Raw genomic sequence first — 21,045 nt, forward strand, 5'->3', positions numbered from 1 at the left:
TCAGTCCTCGTGCGTCAGTGGGCCCGCCGGGATGTCGCGTAGCTTGCGCACCGAGATCAGCGCGATGGCCAGTGCGGTGACGCCGGCGATGCCCGCGGTGATGTGCACACCGTGCAGGAATGCCTCGCGTGCCGCCGCGAGCACGGATTCGCCCAGCGCCGTTGGCACTTGGGTGGAGACCTGCACCGCAGCGCCCAAGGTGTCGCGGACCGACTCCGCGTCGGCCTCGGCGAGCCCGGCGGGCAGTGAGGACGACAGATCGCCGCGGTAGATCGCGATACTGATGCTGCCAAGGACCGAAATGCCGAGCGCGCCGCCGAATTCCGCGCCGGTCTCCGAGACGCCGGAGGCGGCGCCCGCCTGTTCGGGCGGTGCGGCGCCGACGATGAGCTCGGTGGTGATGCCGAACACCGGGGCGAGCCCGAGGGAGGAGATCACCGAGGCGGCCACTGCCAGACCGTAGCCGCCGGACGCGCTGAGCTGCGTCATCATGAGTAATCCGACACCGGCCGCGGCGAGTCCGCCGCCGATCAGGTAGGCGGGCCGCATCACTTGGACCAGCCGCGGCGCCAGCTGCGATCCGATGATGAAACCGAGGCCGGACGGCACCATCGCCAGACCGGTCCGCAGCGGCGACATCCCGAGCACCAGCTGGAAGTACTGCGCGACGAACAGGAAGTAGCCGAAGGCGACGAAGATGCCGACCATATTGATCAACAAGGCGATACGGAACCGGCTCAACCGGAACAGCCGCAGGTCCAGCATCGGGTCGGCGCCGGTGAGCTGGCGCCGCACGAACAGCACGCCGAGCGCCGCGCCGCCGACGAGGCCGGCGAGCGCCGCCGCACCGACACCGTCCTGGGCGATCTTCTTCATGCCGAACACGACGGCGATCATGGTCCCCACGCAGAGCGCCGCGCTGAGCGGATCGAGGCGTCCCGCGTCGGGATCGCGAAACTCGGGAAGCACCTTCGGGCCGAGCGCAAGCAGCAGCACCATAACGGGAACGGCGAGCAAGAACACCGAGCCCCACCAGAAATTCTCCAACAGCGCGCCACCGAAGATCGGACCGACCGCGCCGCCCGCCGAGAACGCGCCGACCCATACGCCCACCGCGACCGAACGCTGCCGTGGATCGCGGAACATGTTGAAGATCAACGACAGTGTCGACGGCGCCAGCGTGGCGCCCGCGATGCCGAGCAGGGCGCGGCAGACGATCAGCGCTTCCGCTGTCGGCGCGAATGCCGCCGCCACCGACACCACGGTGAACAGCGCCGCGCCGATCATCAGCATGCGCCGCCGCCCGATCCGGTCGCCGATGGTGCCCATGGTGATCAGCAGCCCCGCCACCATGAAGCCGTAGACGTCGATGATCCAGAGCAGCTGCGAGCTGGTCGGGTGCAGGTCGGCGCTGATCATGGGTACCGCGAGATGGAGCACCGTGAGGTCCATCGCGTAGACCAGGCAGGCGAGCGCGAGCACCACGAGGCCGACCCACTCGGTCCGTCCGGCGAGCGCCCCGACGTCCCTGTGCGCGCTCTGGTCGACGGTATCCAAGGTGTGAGTTCCTTCCGGCGTGCGGATGTCGATGGCTGTCATGTGAGTGCAGACGACCTGCGAATACACATTTCATCGCCCCCGCGGCGACAGGGCAACGGATTTTCCGCTGGCCACCGGACCGCGAATAATTCGGTGGCGCCATGATGCGCTCTCGTAACGGAGTACGAGAGCCTGTACACCGACGGAGGCCACGACTACGACAAATGCAGGCAGCAGCGACGCGAACCCGGCATCACTCCCGATCATCGCCCCCGGCAATACGCGCACGGCTCCGGTCTCGGTGTCCCTTCGCCAGCCGGTCGAACGCAGCTCCGCCTGCTCCACGCCTTCCGTCACGAGTCGGCGGCCGAACGCGATCGCGCGGGCCGGCGTCGGCTACCGGGTACGCACCGGCCAGGCCGGCGCGCTGGCCCCGTATTGCGGTGCGGGCCAAGCGTAATCCGGGTATTCGGCCAAGGCGGGCGCGGCCGTCACCAGGGATCCGTGGCTGACGGTCAGCTCCGGGTTGGGCGCCGCGGCGGGGCCCTGGCTCAGGCCGCGGTCGGGGTTGGCGAGGAGCCAGGACGCCGTGCGCGCCAACGAGACTCGCACGTCACGGCCGACTCCGTCGTAGGTGCGCGCAGCGAGGGCGTCGATCACGCCCGCCGCGAGGAGATAGCCGGACGCGTGGTCGAGCGCCTGGGCGGGCAGCGCGCCGGGCACCGACGGCGCGCCCTCCAGAATGGCGATGCCGGTGGCGGACTGCACGATGCTGTCGAAGCCACGGCGCCCGCCCCACGGACCGGACTCGCCCCAGGCGCTGACCCGGCCGTACACCAGGCCGGGGCGGACCGCGGTGGTCAGGCCTGCGTGCTCCAGCGCGCCGGGGCGGTACCCCGTGACGAGCACGTCGGCCGTGGCGAGCAGGTCGTGGAAGACCGCCGAGTGGGCGCGTAGGTCGACCATCGCGGAGTGCTTGCCCTGGCAGGTGTCGGCGTATTGCCACGGGATCTCCGGCAGCCACGGCGGATCCACCCGCAGCACTTCCGCGCCGAGCAGCGCCAGCGTCCTGGTCGCGACCGGGCCCGCGATCACCCGGGTCATGTCGAGCACACGCACCCCGCGCAACGGCTGAAACGGCGTTGCCTCGGAACGGAAAGGGGCGCCGGCGCGGTCCTGGCGCGGTTCCATGGCGACCAGCGGACCGGACGCGGCGGCCGCCGCCTGCGGTGTGGCGGCCCACTCCTCCTCGGTACGCACCTGGACCGCGATCGCGCCCGCCATGGCGGCGTTGTCCTCGATATCGGACGCACGGCTCATGGCGATATGGGCGACCGCCAGATCGAGTGGCGCGTCGTCCGGTAGGCCGAGCGCGGCGAGCAGACGGGTCCGATGGTGCGGATAGTTGGCGTGAGTGCGCACCCAACCGTCGAAAGTGGGGAAGAATCCGGAGAGATCGGCGAACATGGGCACCTGACGGCCGTCCGCGCGCAGCAGGCGGTCGCTGGAGAACGCGGCGGTGATCCGCTCCGGGTCGATTCGATGCGGCACAGGAGCGAGTCCGTGCGCGTCGCGCAACCGGTTGGCGGCGGCCGCCACCGCGGCCACCGAGCCCGCGGCCAGCGCCCAGACCGGCAGTGTCGCAGCAAGATTGCTCCCGGGATCGGGGGCGTGGGTAATGCCGGAAACGGGGACACCGATTCCGGATTCGTACTCGTGGACCAGCCGTGCGTGCGCGTTCACCAGATCGAGACTAGCCGCACCGGCGGAGAAGGAGACGGACGTGGACGAGACGATCACCGCCACCGATTGGCTGCGGATCCTGCGGACCGACCCGGCGCCGCGCCACTACCTGGTGTGTTTCCCGCCCGGCGGCGGTTCCGCGGCGGCCTACCGTGAGCTCGCCCTCGAATTCGGTTCCGGCGTGGCGGTACTGGCCGTCCAGTATCCGGGACGGCAGGACCGATACGGCGAAGCGGCGATCCCGGATCTGCACGCACTCGCCGATCTGATCGCCGGAGAGTTGCTGGGACACGGTCCTCGGTCCGGTCTCGCGCTGTTCGGGCACAGCATGGGCGCCACCCTGGCCTACGAGACGGCCCGCAGGCTGGAGGCACGCGGGCAAGAGCTCGCCGCTTTGTTCGTGTCGGGCCGTCCCGCACCGTCTTTCGCCGAGCACCGCCGCCTGCACCTGGAATCCGACGAGGCGCTCATCGCGGATCTGGAGCGCCTCGCCGCCGACCCCGCGCCGATCGCACTGCTGCGCACCGAGCCCGGCCTCGCCGATCTGGTGCTGCCCTCGGTGCGCAGCGACTACCGGGCCGTGGAGACCTATCGGCACCGGCCGGGCGAGCCACTCGCCTGCGACCTCGCCGCGCTGGTCAGCACCGGCGACCCGACCACCACACCCGAGCAGGCCGACGAATGGCGGGCGTTCACCTCGGGCGCGTTCGCCCGCGGGACCTTCCCGGGCGGGCACTTCTACCTCGACGAACACGTCGGCGCGGTAGCCGATTTCGTCACTCGGCAGCTGGACGATCCCGCAGGCCGCGCCCGATAGCCGGCGGCGGGTCGTCGGGCACCGCCGGGGCGATCAGCCCAGGTACTCCGACTCGAGGACGAGATCGCGCAGCAGGGACTGGTATTCGACGTGGGTGCGATGCTCCACGGTGCGCCAGGTCTTGCCCTCCTGCGCACGCATGTAGCGCAGGTAGCGCGGCGCTCCAGGGATCCTCACGTTGTCGGCGACCACGATGGAGCCGGGGTGCAGCCAGTTGACGGTGAGCAGCGCGAGCAGATCGGGCAGATACGCGGTCTTCAGGTGATCCAGGAAGACGAAATCGACTGCGCTCGCGGTGAATCCGTGGTCAACGGCGAGCCTGCGCATGGTCGCCCCGCCGTCGCCGATCTTGCCGACCACCACCTCGACCCGATCGGCGAGTCCGGCGTGCGCGATCACGTCGGTCGCGATCGCCGCGTTGGCGGCGCTGGCCTCCACCGACAGCAGCCGTCCGCGCGGCGGCAGCAGTCGTCCGGTGCGCACCGCGCTGTACCCGCAGTAGGCGCCCAGTTCCAGGGCGAGCAGCGGCCTCGCGCGCCGGACCGCGGCGTCGAGCAGCAGACCCTTCTCGTCGCCGACGTTCATCAAGATGCTGCGGGTGCGCGCGAAATCATCGATCGCGGCGAGCACGCTCTCGGGATCGCCAGGCGTCGCGGTGGTCAGCACATGCTGTCGCACGGCTTCCTCGCGGCCGTCGCCCACCTGCCCGGTGCGCAGCACCGACCTGCCGCCGAGCGCGAAGCGGATCGTCGACCAGCGCAGGAAAGGCGCTTTGTCACGCAGCAGCGCGCCGAGTCCGGTCCGGCGCGATCCGGTCCTGTCCGCCATGCGCCCTCCAAGTCGTGGTCACAGTGTCACCACCGATCTTGCTCGTCCGCCGCCGCGCGGCGGCGGAGGCTCACCAGGGCGAGGGCTGATAGTCCTTGAGGAAGCACCCGTAGAGGTCGACGCCGTCCTCGCCACGCACGATCGGGTCGTAGACGCGGGCGGCGCCGTCCACCAGGTCGAGCGGGGCGTGGAAGCCTTCCTCGGCGAGGCGGAGCTTGGTGTAGTGCGGGCGCTCGTCGGTGATCCAGCCGGTGTCGACGGCGGTCATCAGGATGGAGTCGGACTCGAACATCTCCTTGGCGCTGGTGCGGGTCAGCATGTTCAGCGCCGCCTTGGCCATATTGGTGTGTGGGTGCCCGGGGCCCTTGTACCCGCGGCCGAACTGACCCTCCATGGCGGAGACGTTCACGATGTACTTGCGGCGAGCGGACGCGGCGGCCATGGCCGGGCGCAGGCGCGACACCAGGATGAACGGCGCCACCGAATTGCACAGCTGTACTTCGAGCAGCTCGGTGGGATCGACCTCGGCGACGGTCTGCACCCAGCTGTTGGTGTGCGCGAGATCGGGCACCAGACCGCCGGCGTCGATCGCCACGCCACGCGAAATCCGTTCGGGGGTGGCCGATCCCGCGACGAGCGCGAGCTCGGCGACATCCGCGGCGGTGAGCGTCGGCGCCAGCGACGCGGTGAGCGCGGTCGGATGCGCCTGCATGGTCTTGCCGAAGGTCACCACATCGGGCAGCGCGCCCGCGGGCAGCGGACCCGATTCGGCCTCCACCAAGGCGCTGTAGGCGCCGGGGGAGCGGCGCACGGTCTGCGCCGCGTTGTTGATCAGGATGTCCAGCGGGCCCTGCGCGGCGATGTCGTCGGCGAGGGCCACCACCTGCGCGGGATCGCGCAGGTCGATGCCGACGATGCGCAGCCGGTGCAGCCAGTCGGCGCTGTCGTCCATCGCGGCGAAACGGCGGATGGCGTCGTTGGGAAAACGGGTGGTGATGGTGGTGTGCGCGCCGTCGCGCAGCAGCCGCAGCGCGATGTACATGCCGATCTTGGCGCGGCCGCCGGTGAGCAGCGCGCGGCGGCCGGAGAGATCGGTGCGCGCGTCGCGCTTGGCGTGGCTGCTCGCGGCGCAGTCCGGGCACAGCTGGTGGTAGAAGGCGTCGACGCGGGTGTAGCGCTGCTTGCAGATGTAGCAGGGGCGCGGGCGGAGCAGGGTGCCCGCGCTGGCGCCCTTGGACGTCGAGGTCAGCGGAATGCCCGCCGTCTCGTCATCGATGCGATTCGGTGAGCCCGTGGCGGTGGCCGCGACGACCGCGCGGTCCGCGGTCGCGATCTTGTCGCGCGCTTCGACGCGGCGGCGCTGCTTGAGCTTCTTGAACATGCGACCGACCGCGCGCTGCACCGCGATCGAGTCGGGGTGTTCCTTCTCCAGCTGTCCGGCCTGGTCGAGTACCCGAAGACAGGTGGCGAGGTCGTCGGGATCGATACTGCTGTCGGCCATCGGGTGTGCGGAGGTCCTTCGTGAGCTGGGCAATCGAAGTTCCCATTGTCGCAAACCCTGGTGGGCGGTCGCGGTCCGGCCATGCCTCGTTCGCGCGCGTCGGTCGTGACCGCGCGGAAACAGACGCTCGACCGAGCGCTGTTTGCCGGTGGGGACAGAGGGTAGTTGCCGCTGTGTACTCGATTGATCATGCAGGTCCGCGGTGTCTTGCCGATTGCTCTTTCGGCCGGTCGCCGCAATCGTCCCGGAGTGAGAATCGAGGAGGAGACCATGAGTAGTCTGCTGGATTCGGTACTCGGCAACATCGTCTACGACCGTGACGGGGACAAGGTCGGCAAGGTCAAGCGGATCTACGTGGACAACGCCAGCGGCTTCCCGACCTGGGTGGCCATCTCCACGGGGTTGTTCGGTCACGACGCGCTGGTGCCGCTGGCGGGCGCCGAGCATCGGCGCGAGCGCGCGACGCTGCAGGTGCGGGTCGGCAAGGAGCAGGTCAAGTCCGCGCCGTACCTCGACGACGACGGCAACATCAGCCAGCGCAGCGAACGAGAGTTGTTCGAGCACTACGACATCGACCCGGCTCTTTCGGCGTGGAAGACCTACGGCAGGCCCTACGGCGAGCACCCGGTGAACGCTCGGGCCACCACCGCCGAGTGGGCTGCCGACAGCGGCGGCCGGACCGACGACGAACTGATTCGTTCCGAGGAACGGTTGAATATCGGCGCCGATCCCGCGTTGGCGCGCACCGCGCGCGGCCGCGGATACGTCGATGACGAGCCGACGGTGGCGATGTCGACCGGGCGCGACGCGTCGGCGCCCGCGGAACCGGTGCAGCTGGAGATCGACGACGTCCTCGAAGAACAGACCGGGTCCGACAGGGTGCGCACGGAACGCGTCGACGGTATAGACGAAACCCGCGGACCGGATCGATGGTGACCGGCGCGCCGGTGTCGTCGAGGGCGAAGCGCATCCCTCGGCGGCGCCGGCGGCCGGTGCTCACGGAAGGGACAGCGGATGCAGAACGACTCCGAGCACGCCCGCGCCGCCTTCGACGCGCGCGCTGCGAGTGGACCGAGGGCCCGCACGGGCTGCCGATCCTGAGCGCCGCGCCGTACTGGTTCACCGGGCGGATCCTGGCACGGTACGACTTCGGCGACCACATCGGCGTGGTCATGGAACCAACCGCGGGACACGCCGCCGACTCGGCGCGCCCCGCGCTGCGCACCGGCGCGGTCGCCGATCTTCCCCCTGGCCACGAGGCCTGAGCTGGCGGCGGTGCCGCGTCAGCCGCGGGGCAGGCTGCTGTCGGCCGCGGCCAGATCTTCGACGAAGTTGCCGAGCGCCTCGGCGACCAGCAGCGGTTCGGTGCTCGGAAGCCAGTGGTCGGCGGGGATCGAGCAGCGCCACAGCCGGTCCACCCAGCGGGCGCTGCCGTAATAGAGGAACGGCGGGACCAGCACGTCGGTGGTGTCGACCACCATCTGCACCGGCACCGCCGTCGACCGCGGGCGCGGGCACAGCAGCCGGGGCGCCAGGTTGGTGTGCACGATGCGCGCGCCCGTGAGCAGATCCGCCCGCCAGGTCGGCGCGATGGGCGCGTGCGCCGGGGGAATGCCGCCGAGCCGTTCGATGAGCCAGGTGCGGACACGGGGCGGATAGGTGATGCGCAGCGCGGCCGTGCGCGCCGAGGCCCCGCCGTGCCGCCAGAACTTGCGGTCGGTCGCAAGCCGCCGCATCCGGTGCGGCCGCGCCGCGAGCTCGCGCAGCTGAACGCCGAGGTGATCGAGATTGGGTCCAGAGATGGCGGTGAAGGAGGCGATCCTGGTGTTGGCGCGCGGGTCGCAGACCGCCTCCCAGCCCTGGATCGCGCCCCATCCGTGCCCACAGACGTGCGCGGGCCGGTTCGGGCTGAGCGCGTCCACGACGGCGAAGAGGTCGTCCGCCAACCGATCGAGACGGAAAGTGCTTGCACCGGAAGGCGTTTCGGAGTCGCCATGGCCGCGTGCGTCGTACGCGATCACCCGGAAGTCGTCGGCGAGCAGCGTGGCGACCTCGCGCCACACCCGATGGGTGTCGCTGAGACCGTGCACCAGGACCAGCGGGACGCCGCGCGGGTCGCCCCATTCGAAGACCGCGAGGTCACCGTCGGCGCCGCGGACCCGGCGCTCTCGTCGCGGGAGATGGGTCCCGCGCGGTCCGATGCTGTCGAACGATTCGGTCATGTGCTCGCCTCGGTCACTATCCGTCGGGGTGCGGAGTCCCGAACGTACTGCCGGTACGTTCCACGATACTGACTTCTCCGGCACCCCACCGTATTTCGATTCCTCCGTCAAGTGCGGGTGAGCCTGCGGGCCGACGGCTCGGTGCTGCGGTTCGACCTCGGTCGCGCGGCGCCAGGGCCGAACTCGCGCTCTGTTGTTGACAAGCCGCCAATAGTGCTGGAATCTGATGGCGGTGGACCGGCGTCGAGGCCGGGCCGACGTGAGCAAAGGATCGAGACCATGGCACGGGCCGCGTGGAGTGACGACGAGGTGGAGGCCGTGCGCGACCTCGCACGGACGTTCTTCGAGAAGGAGGTCGTCCCGCACGAGGAGAAGTTCGTCGCGCAGGGCCACCCCGACCGGCATTTGTACAACCGGGCGGGCGAGCTCGGTCTGCTGTGTACCGCGATCCCGGCCGAATACGGGGGTGGCGGGGGCACGTTCGCGCACGAGGCGGCGATCATCGAGGAGCAGGCCTTCGCTGGCGACGGCTCGCTCGGCATGGCGGTGCACAGCTCGATCATCGCGCCGTACCTCATCGAATTCGGGTCCGAGGAGCTCAAGCGGCGGGTCCTGCCCAAGGCGGCCAGCGGCGAGATGGTGCTGTCCATCGGCATGACCGAACCGAGCACCGGCTCGGATCTGCAGAACATCAAGACCCGCGCGGTGCGCGAAGGCGACGAGTACGTCATCACCGGCTCGAAGATCTTCATCACCAACGGCTGGCTCTGCGACGGCATCATCATCGCCGCCAAGACCGATCCGGCGAAGGGGGCGGCGGGCGTCTCGCTGATCTTCGCCGAGGTCGGCGACGACATTCCCGGCTTCACCCGCGGCCGCATCCTGAACAAGATCGGCGGCAAGGCGCAGGACACCGCCGAACTGTTCTTCGACGGACTCCGGGTGCCTGCGTCCAACCTGCTCGGCGAGGCCGAGGGGCAGGGCTTCTACCAGATGATGCAACTGCTGGCGCAGGAACGACTGGTCACGGCCATCCTCGCGACCGCCATGATGGAGAAGGCCGTCGAGCTGACCGTCGACTACACCAAGGGCCGCGAGGCGTTCGGCAAGCCGCTGTTCGCGATGCAGAACACCAAGTTCGAGCTCGCCGAGTGCGCCACTCTGGCCAAGGTCTGCCGCACCTTCCTCGACGACGCGATCGGCAAGCATCTGCGCGGCGAGCTCGACATCCCGACCGCGGCCATGTCGAAATACTGGATCACCGACCAACTCGGTATCGTTGTCGATCGCTGCCTGCAACTGTTCGGCGGCTACGGCTACATGACGGAGTATCCGATTTCCCAGCTCTACACCGGCGCCCGCGTCCTGCGCATCCTGGCGGGTAGCAACGAAGTGATGAAGGATCTCATTGCGCGGTCTCTCTGAAACCCGAAGCGGCGGGGCCTCCGCGGCGGCGTCGAACGGCGCCGCCGACGGGTCGCCGCGCCGGCGCAGGCTCGAACCCGACGAGCGGCGCGCGCAGATCCTCGCCTGCGCGATCGACATGTTCGGCGAGCGGCCCTACGCGGCGGTGTCCACCGCGGAGCTCGCGCAACGCGCCGGGGTGGCCCGCGGGCTGATCAACCACTACTTCGGCAACAAGCGGGACCTGTATCTCGCCGTGGTGCGCCGCATGGTGACCCTGCCCAAGCTGGACGCCATGGTCGTGCCCGCGGGCACCGATCGCGAACGCGTCGACGCCAGCGTGCACTGGCTGCTCGACACCATCGGCGAACACGGCAGCACCTGGGTCAAGGTCACCAGCCACGAAGGCGTCGGCGACGATCCCGAAGTGCAGCAGATACTCGACGAGGCCGACGACGCCGCCGCAGAGCGCACGCTGGTGATGGTCGGGCTGGCCGATTCGGCACACAGTGCGGAATTGCGCGCGATGGTGCGGGCCTACGGCGGGCTGGTGAAGGTGGCGGGACGCGAGTGGATCACGCGCGGCAATCTCACCCGCGAACAGGTGCACGAACTGCTCGCCGACATGCTGTTCACCCTGGTAACCGAGACCATGCCGAAGGTCGACAGCCGACGCTGACCGCGGCGGGACCGGTGATCCCGCGGTCCGGACCATGCCCGATCTGCCCGAATTCCTCGCGCGGAAAGGGCATTTGGCCGGGGTGAATTGCTTGATTTTTCCTGATCCTGTTTTCACTTTTGGTAGCCGGAAGTAAGCTGATCTGGACGCCTTTCCGTGGTGAACGAGGGTGGGCTGTCAGCGGGCGGGGCCGCGGCGTTTCCACCCGTCCGTTTGCTCGATGCCGCGGAAGGCTGTTACCTGATGATCAGGCACCGGCCAGTTGCCGGTCGGCGTGCCGATCTGGACGCGTGGGCGTCGAGCCGCCTCTCCGCCACAGGTAAACCTGGGCTGCCAGGGACTACGACTTCGCGAATCCTCTGCATGCGCTCACGGGGAATCCTCCGGCGATCGGCAGATCACGCCTGCTCACCAGGCTCCGGCACGTCAGCCCGCCAGCAGAACTGCGCCGGGCTACCGGCAAGGCGCCCCGTCCCGCCATTCACTGCGGCTGTTCCGGGCGTTGTGAACTACTCGATCGAATCAAGGGATTGCACAATGTCTAGCAAAATGATCAAAACCGCCGCCGCGACCGCGATAGCTCTTCCGCTGTGCTTCCTCGCAGCTCCCGTGGCTTCGGCGAATCCGGCCCCCGCGCAAGCAACCCCGGCTTCCGCCTACGCGGTCACGCCTGTCACCGGATCTGGCGCCGGGTCTGCCGGCGGGTCCGTCGTGCTGTGTTTCCCTCTCGGCAGTGTCGTCTTCTGCATCTGAGATCTTCGAGTTCGCCCCGTGTCGGGCGCCTGGGCCGGCCTGCGTCGGCGGCTCAGGCGTCGGGCGTCCGCGCGGCGCTGTAGTGCACCGGGCGAAGACCGCCGGGTGCGTGGCCCTGCCTGCCGTACCGCAGTTCTATCAGTTCTTCCCGCCGGTGCTCGACCACCAGTGCGCCGATTCCGAGACTCCACAGCAGCGCCGTAACGATTGCGCCGAGTTGCGTCCAGCCGGCGTAGCCATACCCGGCCGCGGCCAGCGTGCACGCCACCGCGACCACCCCCAGCGCGCACAGCACAATTCCGGGCATGTTGTAGTTATCGTCGAGCATATCGCCCGCTTGGGCATGCCAGAGCGGCTTGCCCTCGCTCGGTGAATCGGTAGGTCCTGGCATCGCTCCCTCCTGAGGTGAACCAGCGCATTATCAGCGATATCACTGCAAGCTCAGCATGAACCTCCTGCGCCGCGGGGGCGAGCGTTGTGCCGAGTTCGTTATTCCGAGCCGATCGGACAATTCGGTCTTATTGCGGCATTTCCTCCGTATTCTGTCTGCGTATCGGGCGGGGCCGGACAGCCCGGGTTCCTGCGCGAGAGTTTTGACGCGAGAGGGACGTGAATGGCACGCACGCAACAGTGGCAGGAGCGCGAGCGCTGGCCGGAGACTTGGCCGGACGACCGGGAACCGGAGGATCCGTACCCGTACGAGTCGCGGCCGATCGTCAATCCCTACGCGATCGTCGCGCTGGTGGCCGCCCTGCTCGCGCTGTTCCCCGTCGCGATCGTCTTCGGGTTCATCGCCTTCAGTCATCCGCGCGGCCGCGTGATGGCCTGTTGCGCGCTGTTGCTCGGCGCGGCCGAGGTCGCGGCGGTGGCGGGATTCTTCTTCATGGGCCGAAATGTCTTGCCCGACACCGTTTCCCGGGCCGGTCAGGCGACCGCGACGACCACCGCCCAGGTGACGACGGTCGCCACCACCTCGGCGCCGACCACGGTCGCTCCGCCGCCACCGCCCGCGACCACCGCCCCGCCCGCGGCGCGCAAGGGCGGCGCCTGCACCGAAGCCCAAGCGGCCCTGATCGGCGCCGCGGCGGACGGTGGCACGCTGCTGTGTCTGGCCAACGCGGCCGCCGAAAGCGGCTACCAGTGGTCCGGCCCCTACAACGTTGGCACCGGAGTCTACGAAGCGGGCTCGAAGTGCGACTCCTCGGTCACCAAGACCGGCCGCACGTCGGACGGGCGCGCCCTGGTGTGCGAGACCCAGGGTCGCGGCGGGGCCTGGGTGCTCTGGACGGAATAGCCGCCCGAGGCCCTCAGTCCGACTTCTTCGCCCGGCTGGGCTGCACGCGCGGCGGTTCGTTGGGCATCTTCGGATACTGCGGGGGCCACGGCGCGTCCATCAGGCCCGCCGCCATGTCGCGGTCGGACATCTCGAGCAGCGGTTCGATGGACTGCGGCACCCGGTCGGCCCAGGGGTCGCCGCGCTCGGCGAGCCGGGCGGGGACGGTCGCGATGGTCAGCTCGTCCGGCGCGACGGTGGCCAGATCGTCCCAGGAGATCGGCGTCGAGACCTGCGCGCCTACCTTCGGGCGCACGCACCACGCGCCGAACACCGTTTTGTGCGGCGCGTTCTGGTTGAAGTCGACGAACACCCGGTGGCCGCGTTCCTCTTTCCACCACTGCGCGGTGATCAGTTCGGGGTGCCTGCGCTCGAGCTCCCTGGCCAGCGCGACCGCGGCCGCCCGCACCTGGTAGCCGTCCCATTTCTCTTGGAGAGCCACATAGATGTGCAGGCCGCGCGACCCGGAAGTCTTGATCCGGGACTCGACGCCGAGTTCGGCGAACAGATCCCTGGTGAGCACGGCGGCCTGCTTCAGGTCGTCGAAGGTGATGCCGGGGGAGGGATCGAGGTCGATGCGCAATTCGTCGGCGATGCGCAGATCGGCGACGCGATTGGGCCAGACGTGGAAGCCCAGGCAGCCCTGGTTGACGGCCCACAGAATATGCGCGAGATCGTGGGCGACCAGCGCGTCGCTGGTCGTGCCGTTGGGCGTGGACACCTCGACGGTGTGCAGCCAGTCGGGCGCGGATTTCGGCACCCGCTTCTGGAACCACGACTTGCCCGACGCCCCATCGGGGTAGCGCTCCAGCAGCAGCGGCCGGTCCCGCACCACGCCGAGGAACGGCTCGGCCACCGCCTGGTAGTAGCGCACCAGGTCGAGCTTGGTCTCGCCGCGTTTGGTGAAGTAGACCTTGTCGGGATTGCTGATGGTGACGGTTCTGCCGTCGACCTCGATGTCCACCGACGCGGTCATCGGGACGCCTCGGCCTCGGTGAAGATGGCGCCGAGCTCGGCGGGCGCCACCTCGTCCAGCTGGGCGTAGGTGCACGAATCCGGGGTGCGATCCGATCGGAAGCGCACCAGCCTGCCGCCGTGGCGCAGCCTGCCCGACTGCACGTGCTCATAGCGGACCTCGGCGACCAGCTCCGGCCGCAGCGCCTCCCAGGACAGGTCCTTGCCGCCGGTCCAGCGGCTGACCCCGCCTGGCATCTTGCCCTCCGCCTTGGCCTGCGCGGCGGCGTCGGCCCAGTCCCGCCACGGATGGTTCGCCAAGGCGTTCTCCCGCAACGGTTTCAGCTCCTCGACGAGCGCTTTGCGCTTGGCCGCGGTGAAACTGCTCGCCACACCGACGTGGTGCAGGCGGCCTTCGTCGTCGAACAGTCCGAGCAGCAGCGAGCCGACGCCCTCGCCGTCCTTGTGCCAGCGGAACCCCGCGACCACGCAGTCGGCGGTGCGTTCGTGTTTGACCTTCAGCATCACCCGCTTGTCCTGCTGGTAGGGCTGGGCATCGGCCTTGACCATGACCCCGTCGAAACCGGCGCCCTCGAACCGGGTGAACCAGTCCTCGGCCACGGCGGGATCGCGGGTGAGCGGCGTCAGGTGGACGCGGGCGAGCGCGGTGTCGAGGATCGTCTCCAGCAGCCGCCTGCGTTCGGCGAACGGTTCGCCGGTGAGATCCTTGTCGCCGAGGGCGAGCAGATCGAAGGCGACGAAACTGGCCGGGGTCTCCACGGCCAGCTTGTTCACCCTGGACGCGGCCGGATGCAGCCGATTCTGCAGGGTGTCGAAATCCAGGCCGTGCTCGGTGACCACCACGATCTCGCCGTCCACCACGCACTTGTCGGGCAGCGCCTGCTTCAGCAGTTCGGCGACCTCGGGAAAATACCTGGTCAGCGGGCGGTCGTTGCGGGAACCGAGCTCGACCTCGTCGCCGTCGCGGAACACCACGCAACGGAATCCGTCCCACTTGGGCTCGTAGCTCAGGCCCGGCTCGCGCGGCACGGACGGCACGGTCTTGGCCAGCATCGGCCGGACGGGTGGCATCACCGGTAGGTCCACACGTTCCTCCTCGGGTCTGGTCCTCACCCGTGTCGACGTCGTGGCCGACGCGAATTCATCGGTGCGGAGCGGGTCGTCCCGGTCGATCGTAGAGCGCGGGTACGACAAGGAGGCGCACTTCGAAGTCCGGGCGCGCGCTGTTCACCGGCAATTCCCCGGTTGGGACCGTCAGCTGGGCGAATTCGGCGCGGAGGCTTGTGTGGTTAACGCCGGGCGGCGGGTCAGTCCAGCCAGCCGTGCTGATCGGCGAAGGCGGTGAGGCGGTCGCGGATGGTGAGGATCTCCCCCGCAGTGAGCGCGGGGCTTGCGTCCAGCAGTAGCTCGGTGATCAGGCGCTTGTGCTCGGCGGCAGTGAGCTGGCCGGTCGACGGCCTGTCCTTCTTGTGGCGGGGCTGTGCGGCCGACGCCCCGCCGACCGCGCTGAGATTGACCGCCTTGGGACCCCGGTCGCCCTCGGTGACGTCGAATTCGAAGACTCGGCCCTGGCGCAGTTCGTCCTCGTCCAGCCCGATGTCGTTCACGTGCACGAACACATCCGGTCCACCGTCTTCCGGTCGAATGAACCCGAACCCTCGAGAGCTGTCGAACGACACCAATTTCCCGATGGACACCAACACCCGCTCCTCGCCGCCGTCGCTACCCGGCCACTTTAGCTCGCATTATCCGCTTCGTTGTTCGAAAGCGCCTTTTGCAGAGAGTTGAACACGGTGAGTCCCTGACCGACCATTCCGTTCACCAATTCGCCCACCCCGTCCGGTCCGTTGAGCACGGTGAGATTGGCGTTGGCCAGACCGTTCGAGGCCTGTTTGACGATTTCCGGCAGTTGTTCGATGAGCAGCTGGTCGAGCGCGATCCGGTTGTTCGAGGCCGCGGCCTCGGCCTGGATCCTGGTGCGATCGGCTTCCGCCTCGGCCAGGATGCGCACCCGATCGGCCTCGGCCTGAGCGGGTTTCACCACCTCGGCCTGCAACTGCTGCTCACGCAGCTGCGCCTCCTTGCGCGCCTGCTCGGCCTGCGCGGTGAGCACCTCCTGCATCGCGATGGCCTCCGCCAGCGGTCCGGCCTGCGCCGCCTCGGCATTGGCCTTGTCGATGTCGCGCTGGTACTGGGCTTTGAGGATGGCGGTCTCGCGCTGGTATTCGGCCTGCCTGCGCAGCGATTCCTGTTCGGCTTCCGCCGCCCGTTGCGCGGCCTGCGCCTGGGCGATCTGCGCGTCACGCTGCACCGCGGCATTGTGCGGCGCGGCCAGGGCGTTGATGTAGCCCAGATTGCCGTCGTCGATGGACTGGATCTGGAAGGAATCCACCCACAGACCGATATTGCTCATCTCGACCTTCGAGGCGACCAGCACCTCGTCGGCCAGCTTCTGGCGTTCCCTGATGATCTCCTCGACCGTCATGGAACCGACGATCGAGCGCAGGTGACCGGAGAAGATCCGGCCGGTGAGCACCGACATCTCCCGTTCCTGCTCGGAAAGGAAGCGCTGCGCGGCGTTCACGATCGACTGAGTGTCGTTGGCGACCTTGAACGCGATCACCGCGCGAACATCCAGCTGGATGGCCTGCTTGGTGACGCAGCGCTCCTTGATCTCCGCCTCGAACATGGCCAGCGACAAGTAGCTGACCTTGCGGAACAGCGGAACCGCCCACGCCCCGCGGCCGATGATCACCTTGAACGGCGCGTTGTCCTTGCTCTTGGCGCCGCTGACCAGCATCGCCTCGTCCGGGTCCGGCACGTGATAGCCCAGCACGTCTGTCTCCCTTGTTCTTTCAGTGTTCCTGCTGCTCCGATATCAGCGGGATCCAGGGAACGACGTCGACGATGCGTCCGGGATGCGCCTCGACGATCAGGACGGTGGCGCCCGTCCCGATCGGCTCCGCGGCCCGCGCGATATACAACTCCGTCCCCCCGCGTATCGCGACCAGCACCTCTCCCAATGTCCCGGCGCCGCGGATCGGTGTGGTGATCGTTCCCGTCAGACCACGCACGGGATCGGTCATGCCTCGCACTCCTGCCCTCGACACCGGAACACGTCAGCCTACGTGTGCCCGGCCACTTTTCGGTAGCGACTTTCGAAACGGCGGATGCGCCGCGAGTGACGACGAACGAATACTTCGCTGGAACAACCTTGTGTCGAGTACCGGCCGGTTCGACAATGGAGTATGGCCACGAGCACGCGGCGATATCGCTCCACCCTGCGCCAGGCGGCAGGCGAGACCAGGGCGGCGGTGCTCGCCGCGGCCGGTGTCGTCCGTGAACGCGCCGTCGAGCCGGTCGGCCTGCTCGAGACCGCGAACCCGTGATCGGCCGCGCCGCGCCGCGTGCTGGTGCAGGCGATTCGGCTGCTCGACCTCGCCGAGGAGCAATCCATATGACCACCTCCGCAGACCTGGAACGGCCCGCCGATACCCGCGCGATGGGAATCGTGCACTCGGCGATGCGCCGTGACCTGCGCCGGGCCAGGAGCGCCCTGAGCGCATGGCCTTACCCGTTCGACGAACAACGCGTCGCGATCGCCGAGCATCTGCTCTGGATCATGCGCTTCTTGCGCCATCTCCACGAATCCGAGGACGAACACCTCTATCCGCTGGTCCGCGACCACGACCCGGCGGCGGCGCGGCTGCTCGACAGGATGAACGCCGACCACCGCGCCCTCGTGCCCGCCATGGATCGGCTGGTCGACGCCGCGGTGGCCTACCGGGCCACCGCCGAGGCTCGCGCAGATGTGCTCGCGGCGCTCGACGAGCTGGAGGCCGTACTGCTCCCGCACCTGGAACGCGAAGAGCACCAGATGATGCCGGTGGTCTCGACCGCGATCACCGAGGGCGAATGGCGGCACTGGACAGGCGAGTACAACGTCAAACCGCTCGGCCCGATCGAGCGGTTCGACGAGGGGCTGTTCATCGTGGACGGCGCCTCGCCCGACGACACCGCCGCGATCGGCGACATGGTTTCCGCCGTGCCCCGCAGGCTGATGCTGCCCGTCATGATCAAGCGATACCGCAAGGCCGCGTTCCGGCGCTGGCGCACCGCCGAATTCTCCCCGCTGCGTGTGCCTTTGGGCGGCAGGAACGAGGTGTTCTGCGCCGCGCCGCCGGACGCGGTGTGGGCGGTGCTGGCCGACGTCACCCGCGTCGGCGAATGGAGCCACGAATGCCGCGGCGCCGACTGGCTCGGCGACAGCACCCGCGCCGAGGTCGGCGCCCGCTTCCGCGGCAGCAACAGATCGGGTCTCTGGCGCTGGCGCCGCGTCTGCACCTGCACGGTCGCCGACAAGCCGCGGGAACTGGTCTGGGTCACCGACGGCGCCTTCGGCGACAACTCCGAATGGCGCTTCCGGCTGCGGCCCACTCCCGACGGGACGTGTATCGAGCAGACGTTCCGAGTGCTCTCGCTCCCGGTCTGGCTCGATCGGGTGATCTACCGCTTCGTCCCCGCCCACCGCGATCGTTCGCGCGCCCTCCGCGGCGATCTCGAGCGGCTCGCCCAGCTCGTCGAGCTCGAATCGTCCTGACCGGTCGGACCCGCGCGTCGCCCGGCGGATCGGAGACCGAGCTGCGCCAGCCGACGCTGGTCACCGAGTTCCAGGCTGTGGGCGGCATCGCACCGGTTCCGGACAGCGCGCTGCCCGCCGGGGCAGGGCCGCACCGGCGGGCACCAACGACGTGCGCGAGGACTACGGGTTCATCCGGTACGCTCCCGCGTGGCCGAGCACTTCGGCGAACACGCGGTCGGCCCGCGCGGTGTCGGTGATCGGCTTGCGCAACGAACCGAGGGCCCATTCCTGTTGCGCCACAGTGGAAGACGCCTTGGTGAAGACCCCGAGGGAATAGGCCGAGAAGTCGCGGACGAACAGCTCGAAGATGGCGTCGACGAGGTCGTCGGGCGTGCCCGCGATCTTCGCCTGCTCCAGGATCAGCTGACCGTAGGGCAGCAGCGTGAACAACTCGCCGACGGCCAGCTGGTAGTCCAGGTCCGCCAGCTGCGCGTCGGTCGCGGGGGCCTGCACCGGGAATTGGGCGAACCGCTCCGCCTGCTCCAGGAACAGCGCGACGTTCGGGAGGTGGCGATAGTCGGCGAACGCCGGTCGCCAGTCCGCGAAGCGCACCTTGCCTAGCCCGGCCGCGCCGGGCTGGCGGAACAGCGCCTCGTCGTCGCCCGCGTCGCGGCGCACCGGCGCCGGCGGCAGGTCGGCGGCGTTGTAGAGGAAGCTCGGCATGAATTTCAGTGTCAGCGCCATGTTGACGTGCGCGGTGCCCTCCAGGCGCGGCATCGAGTCGATGGTGCCGCGCGCCACCGCGAAGTAGGTGTCCTTCTCGAAACCCTTGGCGGAGATGACATCCGAGAGCTCGCGGAAGACGCGCTCGCCCTCGCGCGTCACCTTCATCTTGCCGATCGAGTTGAACATGACGAAACGCCGATCCTGCGGGGACGATTCGCGCATGTAGTCGATGGCCCGCTCGTGATAGAGCTTCATGGCGGTGATGCGAATGTAGTTGTCGGACAGGATCTGCCGCACCTGGCCGAACTCGGTGACCGGATGCCCGAACAGGATCTTGTTCGCCGCCTGATCGACGGTCTCGTAGAAGCAGTGCTGCACGATACCGAGGGTGACCATGCCGATGTTGAACTTGCCGCAGTTCACCGCGGCCAGCGCGACGTCGAAGGCCTTGCGGCCGGTGTGCAGCACGTCGTCGGCGGTGACCGGGTAGTCGGCCAGATCGTAGGCGCTGACGTAGTTCTGGCCGTGGATGACGTTCTTCACCAGGGTGTAGCGGGGGTGGCTGCTGTCGGCGAGGAACCAGACGTAGGCGTCCGGGCCCTCGATGTCGGTGCGGCGCCCGATGGTCGGCACCAGTCGCGCGACGTTGCCGTTGCCGATGTAGTACTTGCCGCCGTTGGCGGTGAATCCGCCCGCGCCGTCGGGGGTGAGCAGCATGTCGGTGGAGTAGATGTCGGCGCCGTGGTCCTTTTCGGACAGGCCGAAGGCGACGATGCCGCCGCGGTCGAGTTCCTCGGCGGCGCGGGCGTGCGCCTTGTCGTTGCCGCTCTGCCAGATGGTGGCAAGGCCGAGGGTCGACACGCCCCACGCGTACCAGTACTGCGCGCCGTAGAAGCCGGTGATCTCGTTGAACTTGGAGATGAAGGCGGTGTCCCAGCGCTTGTCCGGATCGCCGCCCGCGTGCGCCTTCGGGGTGGCCATGTAGGCGAGGATCCTCGACTTCTTCAGGAACGCCATCCAGTCGTCGTACCACTCGCCGCGGTGCGCGTCGGCGGTGAGCGCCTGTTTGCCCTTGCTCTCGAAGAAGCCGACGAGCGAGGTCAGCAGCCGCTGGGTCGTCGGGTCGAACTCCGCGAAGGTGTCGGTCTTCGGGTTGAACAGGGTCATGGCGGCGGCGCCTTTCATCTGATGGCAGGTGCCATCAATTTAGAAGTGATGACGCCTGCCGTCAATGTTCGTATCGAAGCGAGGCCGCACACGACAACGGCCCGCGCGCCTCGGAGGAGGCGGCGGGCCGCGGGGGTTCCGGATCAGGAGTGGTACATCGAGCGGTAGGCCGTGAGGGTGGCGACGCAGTGCTCCACGATCTGCTCGCGGGTCGCGCGCAGCGAACCGTTCAGCCACGCGGAGAACATGCCCGCGTTGCCGCTGGCCATGCTGACCGCGGCCAGCCTGCGCCGGACCGGGTCCGCGATGTGGGCGAACAGGTGGTCCTGGATCAGCCGGGTGAAGGCGGGCATCACCGCGATGGTGGTCTGGCCGAGGCCGGTGCTGGAGTACGGCTCGACCAGGAACAGGCGCGACTTGCGTGGATCCTCCAGCACCTTGTCGACGAGGACCTCCGAGAGCGCCCTGTCCCTCGACTGGTCGTCGGCCGCGGCGAACGCGGTCATCGGCTCCAGGAACTCGTCGGCGATCTGCCGGTACAGCACGTCGAGCAGTTCGTCGCGGCTACTGAAGCTCTCGTAGAAGTACCGGTCGGTGAGGTTGGCGCGGCGGCACACCGCGCGCATCGTGACGCCCGCGGCCCCGGCCTCGCCGATCAGATCCAGGGCGGCCTCCAGCAGCGCGGAGCGCCGCGCCTCCCGGCGTTCGGTGAGCGTCGTCCCGCCCCAGATTCGGGGACCGGCGTCCTCTGATTCCTGGCCTGTCTGCACCGATTC

At 68.8% G+C, this 21,045-nt stretch carries 21 protein-coding genes; 8 read left to right on the forward strand and 13 right to left on the reverse strand.

What is annotated here, in order from left to right:
* Both AB0H50_RS13620 and AB0H50_RS13625 read right to left on the reverse strand, forming a co-directional pair.
* The gene (locus AB0H50_RS13620; RefSeq protein WP_357451038.1) at positions 1-1,599 is read right to left on the reverse strand and encodes an MFS transporter; all 1,599 of its coding nucleotides are present in this window, start codon (positions 1,597-1,599) and stop codon (positions 1-3) included.
* Positions 1,600-1,935: 336 nt separating this feature from the next.
* Positions 1,936-3,282: a CoA transferase gene (locus AB0H50_RS13625; RefSeq protein ID WP_357451041.1), complete on the reverse strand. Its 1,347-nt coding sequence runs from the start codon at positions 3,280-3,282 to the stop codon at positions 1,936-1,938.
* 40 nt (positions 3,283-3,322) lie between these two features.
* On the opposite strand from AB0H50_RS13625, the gene AB0H50_RS13630 reads away from it, so the two are divergent.
* A complete protein-coding gene (locus tag AB0H50_RS13630; protein ID WP_357451044.1) occupies positions 3,323-4,099 on the forward strand; it encodes an alpha/beta fold hydrolase in 777 nt (258 codons plus the stop codon).
* 33 nt (positions 4,100-4,132) lie between these two features.
* Here AB0H50_RS13630 and AB0H50_RS13635 read toward each other — a convergent pair whose 3' ends face one another.
* Positions 4,133-4,927, reverse strand: coding sequence for a class I SAM-dependent methyltransferase (locus AB0H50_RS13635; protein ID WP_357451047.1), 795 nt, complete (start codon positions 4,925-4,927; stop codon positions 4,133-4,135).
* A gap of 70 nt (positions 4,928-4,997) precedes the next feature.
* Positions 4,998-6,428 (reverse strand): SDR family NAD(P)-dependent oxidoreductase, encoded by a 1,431-nt coding sequence (locus AB0H50_RS13640; protein ID WP_357451050.1) that lies wholly within the window; start codon positions 6,426-6,428, stop codon positions 4,998-5,000.
* Between the two features lie 270 nt (positions 6,429-6,698).
* Here AB0H50_RS13640 and AB0H50_RS13645 point away from each other — a divergent pair, with 270 nt between their 5' ends.
* Together AB0H50_RS13645 and AB0H50_RS13650 are read left to right on the forward strand one after the other, a co-directional pair.
* The gene (locus tag AB0H50_RS13645) at positions 6,699-7,364 is read left to right on the forward strand and encodes a PRC-barrel domain-containing protein (RefSeq protein WP_357451053.1); all 666 of its coding nucleotides are present in this window, start codon (positions 6,699-6,701) and stop codon (positions 7,362-7,364) included.
* A gap of 56 nt (positions 7,365-7,420) precedes the next feature.
* Positions 7,421-7,693 (forward strand): flavin reductase family protein, encoded by a 273-nt coding sequence (locus tag AB0H50_RS13650; RefSeq protein WP_357451056.1) that lies wholly within the window; start codon positions 7,421-7,423, stop codon positions 7,691-7,693.
* A gap of 18 nt (positions 7,694-7,711) precedes the next feature.
* Here the strand turns inward: AB0H50_RS13650 and AB0H50_RS13655 are convergent, their stop codons facing one another.
* Positions 7,712-8,650, reverse strand: coding sequence for an alpha/beta fold hydrolase (locus AB0H50_RS13655; protein WP_357451059.1), 939 nt, complete (start codon positions 8,648-8,650; stop codon positions 7,712-7,714).
* A gap of 279 nt (positions 8,651-8,929) precedes the next feature.
* Between AB0H50_RS13655 and AB0H50_RS13660 the strand changes: the two genes are divergently transcribed.
* Together AB0H50_RS13660 and AB0H50_RS13665 are read left to right on the forward strand one after the other, a co-directional pair.
* A complete protein-coding gene (locus tag AB0H50_RS13660; RefSeq protein ID WP_357451062.1) occupies positions 8,930-10,075 on the forward strand; it encodes an acyl-CoA dehydrogenase family protein in 1,146 nt (381 codons plus the stop codon).
* A 97-nt stretch (positions 10,076-10,172) separates the two neighbouring features.
* Positions 10,173-10,733 (forward strand): helix-turn-helix domain-containing protein, encoded by a 561-nt coding sequence (locus tag AB0H50_RS13665; protein WP_357451561.1) that lies wholly within the window; start codon positions 10,173-10,175, stop codon positions 10,731-10,733.
* A gap of 805 nt (positions 10,734-11,538) precedes the next feature.
* Here AB0H50_RS13665 and AB0H50_RS13670 read toward each other — a convergent pair.
* Positions 11,539-11,877 carry a hypothetical protein gene (locus AB0H50_RS13670; RefSeq protein ID WP_357451065.1) on the reverse strand — a complete coding sequence of 113 codons (339 nt, stop codon included), beginning with the start codon at positions 11,875-11,877 and terminating at the stop codon, positions 11,539-11,541.
* 222 nt (positions 11,878-12,099) lie between these two features.
* Here AB0H50_RS13670 and AB0H50_RS13675 point away from each other — a divergent pair, with 222 nt between their 5' ends.
* On the forward strand, positions 12,100-12,780 hold the full coding sequence (locus AB0H50_RS13675) for a hypothetical protein (protein ID WP_357451068.1): 681 nt from the start codon (positions 12,100-12,102) through the stop codon (positions 12,778-12,780).
* 13 nt (positions 12,781-12,793) lie between these two features.
* On the opposite strand, the gene ligD is transcribed toward AB0H50_RS13675, so the two are convergent.
* The 5 genes from ligD to AB0H50_RS13700 all read right to left on the reverse strand — a co-directional run bounded on the left by ligD (position 12,794) and on the right by AB0H50_RS13700 (position 16,880).
* Positions 12,794-13,795: a non-homologous end-joining DNA ligase gene (gene ligD / locus AB0H50_RS13680; protein WP_357451071.1), complete on the reverse strand. Its 1,002-nt coding sequence runs from the start codon at positions 13,793-13,795 to the stop codon at positions 12,794-12,796.
* Complete coding sequence (locus AB0H50_RS13685) at positions 13,792-14,880, reverse strand: ATP-dependent DNA ligase (protein WP_357451074.1); 1,089 nt, start codon at positions 14,878-14,880, stop codon at positions 13,792-13,794. The genes ligD and AB0H50_RS13685 overlap by 4 nt, the downstream gene beginning before the upstream one ends.
* Before the next feature lie 221 nt (positions 14,881-15,101).
* Positions 15,102-15,497, reverse strand: a complete 396-nt coding sequence (locus tag AB0H50_RS13690; RefSeq protein ID WP_357451077.1) for a cold shock domain-containing protein — start codon at positions 15,495-15,497, stop codon at positions 15,102-15,104.
* 32 nt (positions 15,498-15,529) lie between these two features.
* Positions 15,530-16,630 carry an SPFH domain-containing protein gene (locus tag AB0H50_RS13695; protein ID WP_357408436.1) on the reverse strand — a complete coding sequence of 367 codons (1,101 nt, stop codon included), beginning with the start codon at positions 16,628-16,630 and terminating at the stop codon, positions 15,530-15,532.
* Positions 16,631-16,649: 19 nt separating this feature from the next.
* The gene (locus tag AB0H50_RS13700; protein WP_068064169.1) at positions 16,650-16,880 is read right to left on the reverse strand and encodes a hypothetical protein; all 231 of its coding nucleotides are present in this window, start codon (positions 16,878-16,880) and stop codon (positions 16,650-16,652) included.
* A 162-nt stretch (positions 16,881-17,042) separates the two neighbouring features.
* Between AB0H50_RS13700 and AB0H50_RS13705 the strand changes: the two genes are divergently transcribed.
* A complete protein-coding gene (locus tag AB0H50_RS13705) occupies positions 17,043-17,183 on the forward strand; it encodes a hypothetical protein (protein WP_357451080.1) in 141 nt (46 codons plus the stop codon).
* A gap of 68 nt (positions 17,184-17,251) precedes the next feature.
* A complete protein-coding gene (locus AB0H50_RS13710) occupies positions 17,252-18,394 on the forward strand; it encodes a hemerythrin domain-containing protein (RefSeq protein WP_357451083.1) in 1,143 nt (380 codons plus the stop codon).
* Between the two features lie 162 nt (positions 18,395-18,556).
* Here the strand turns inward: AB0H50_RS13710 and AB0H50_RS13715 are convergent, their stop codons facing one another.
* Both AB0H50_RS13715 and AB0H50_RS13720 read right to left on the reverse strand, forming a co-directional pair.
* Positions 18,557-19,735 (reverse strand): acyl-CoA dehydrogenase family protein, encoded by a 1,179-nt coding sequence (locus AB0H50_RS13715; protein WP_357451564.1) that lies wholly within the window; start codon positions 19,733-19,735, stop codon positions 18,557-18,559.
* A 677-nt stretch (positions 19,736-20,412) separates the two neighbouring features.
* Positions 20,413-21,039 carry a TetR/AcrR family transcriptional regulator gene (locus AB0H50_RS13720; protein ID WP_357451086.1) on the reverse strand — a complete coding sequence of 209 codons (627 nt, stop codon included), beginning with the start codon at positions 21,037-21,039 and terminating at the stop codon, positions 20,413-20,415.
* Positions 21,040-21,045 lie beyond the last annotated feature (6 nt).

Origin of the sequence: Nocardia sp. NPDC050793 (genome assembly GCF_040654065.1) — a bacterium.
In the GTDB taxonomy this organism is placed as follows: Bacteria; Actinomycetota; Actinomycetes; order Mycobacteriales; family Mycobacteriaceae; genus Nocardia.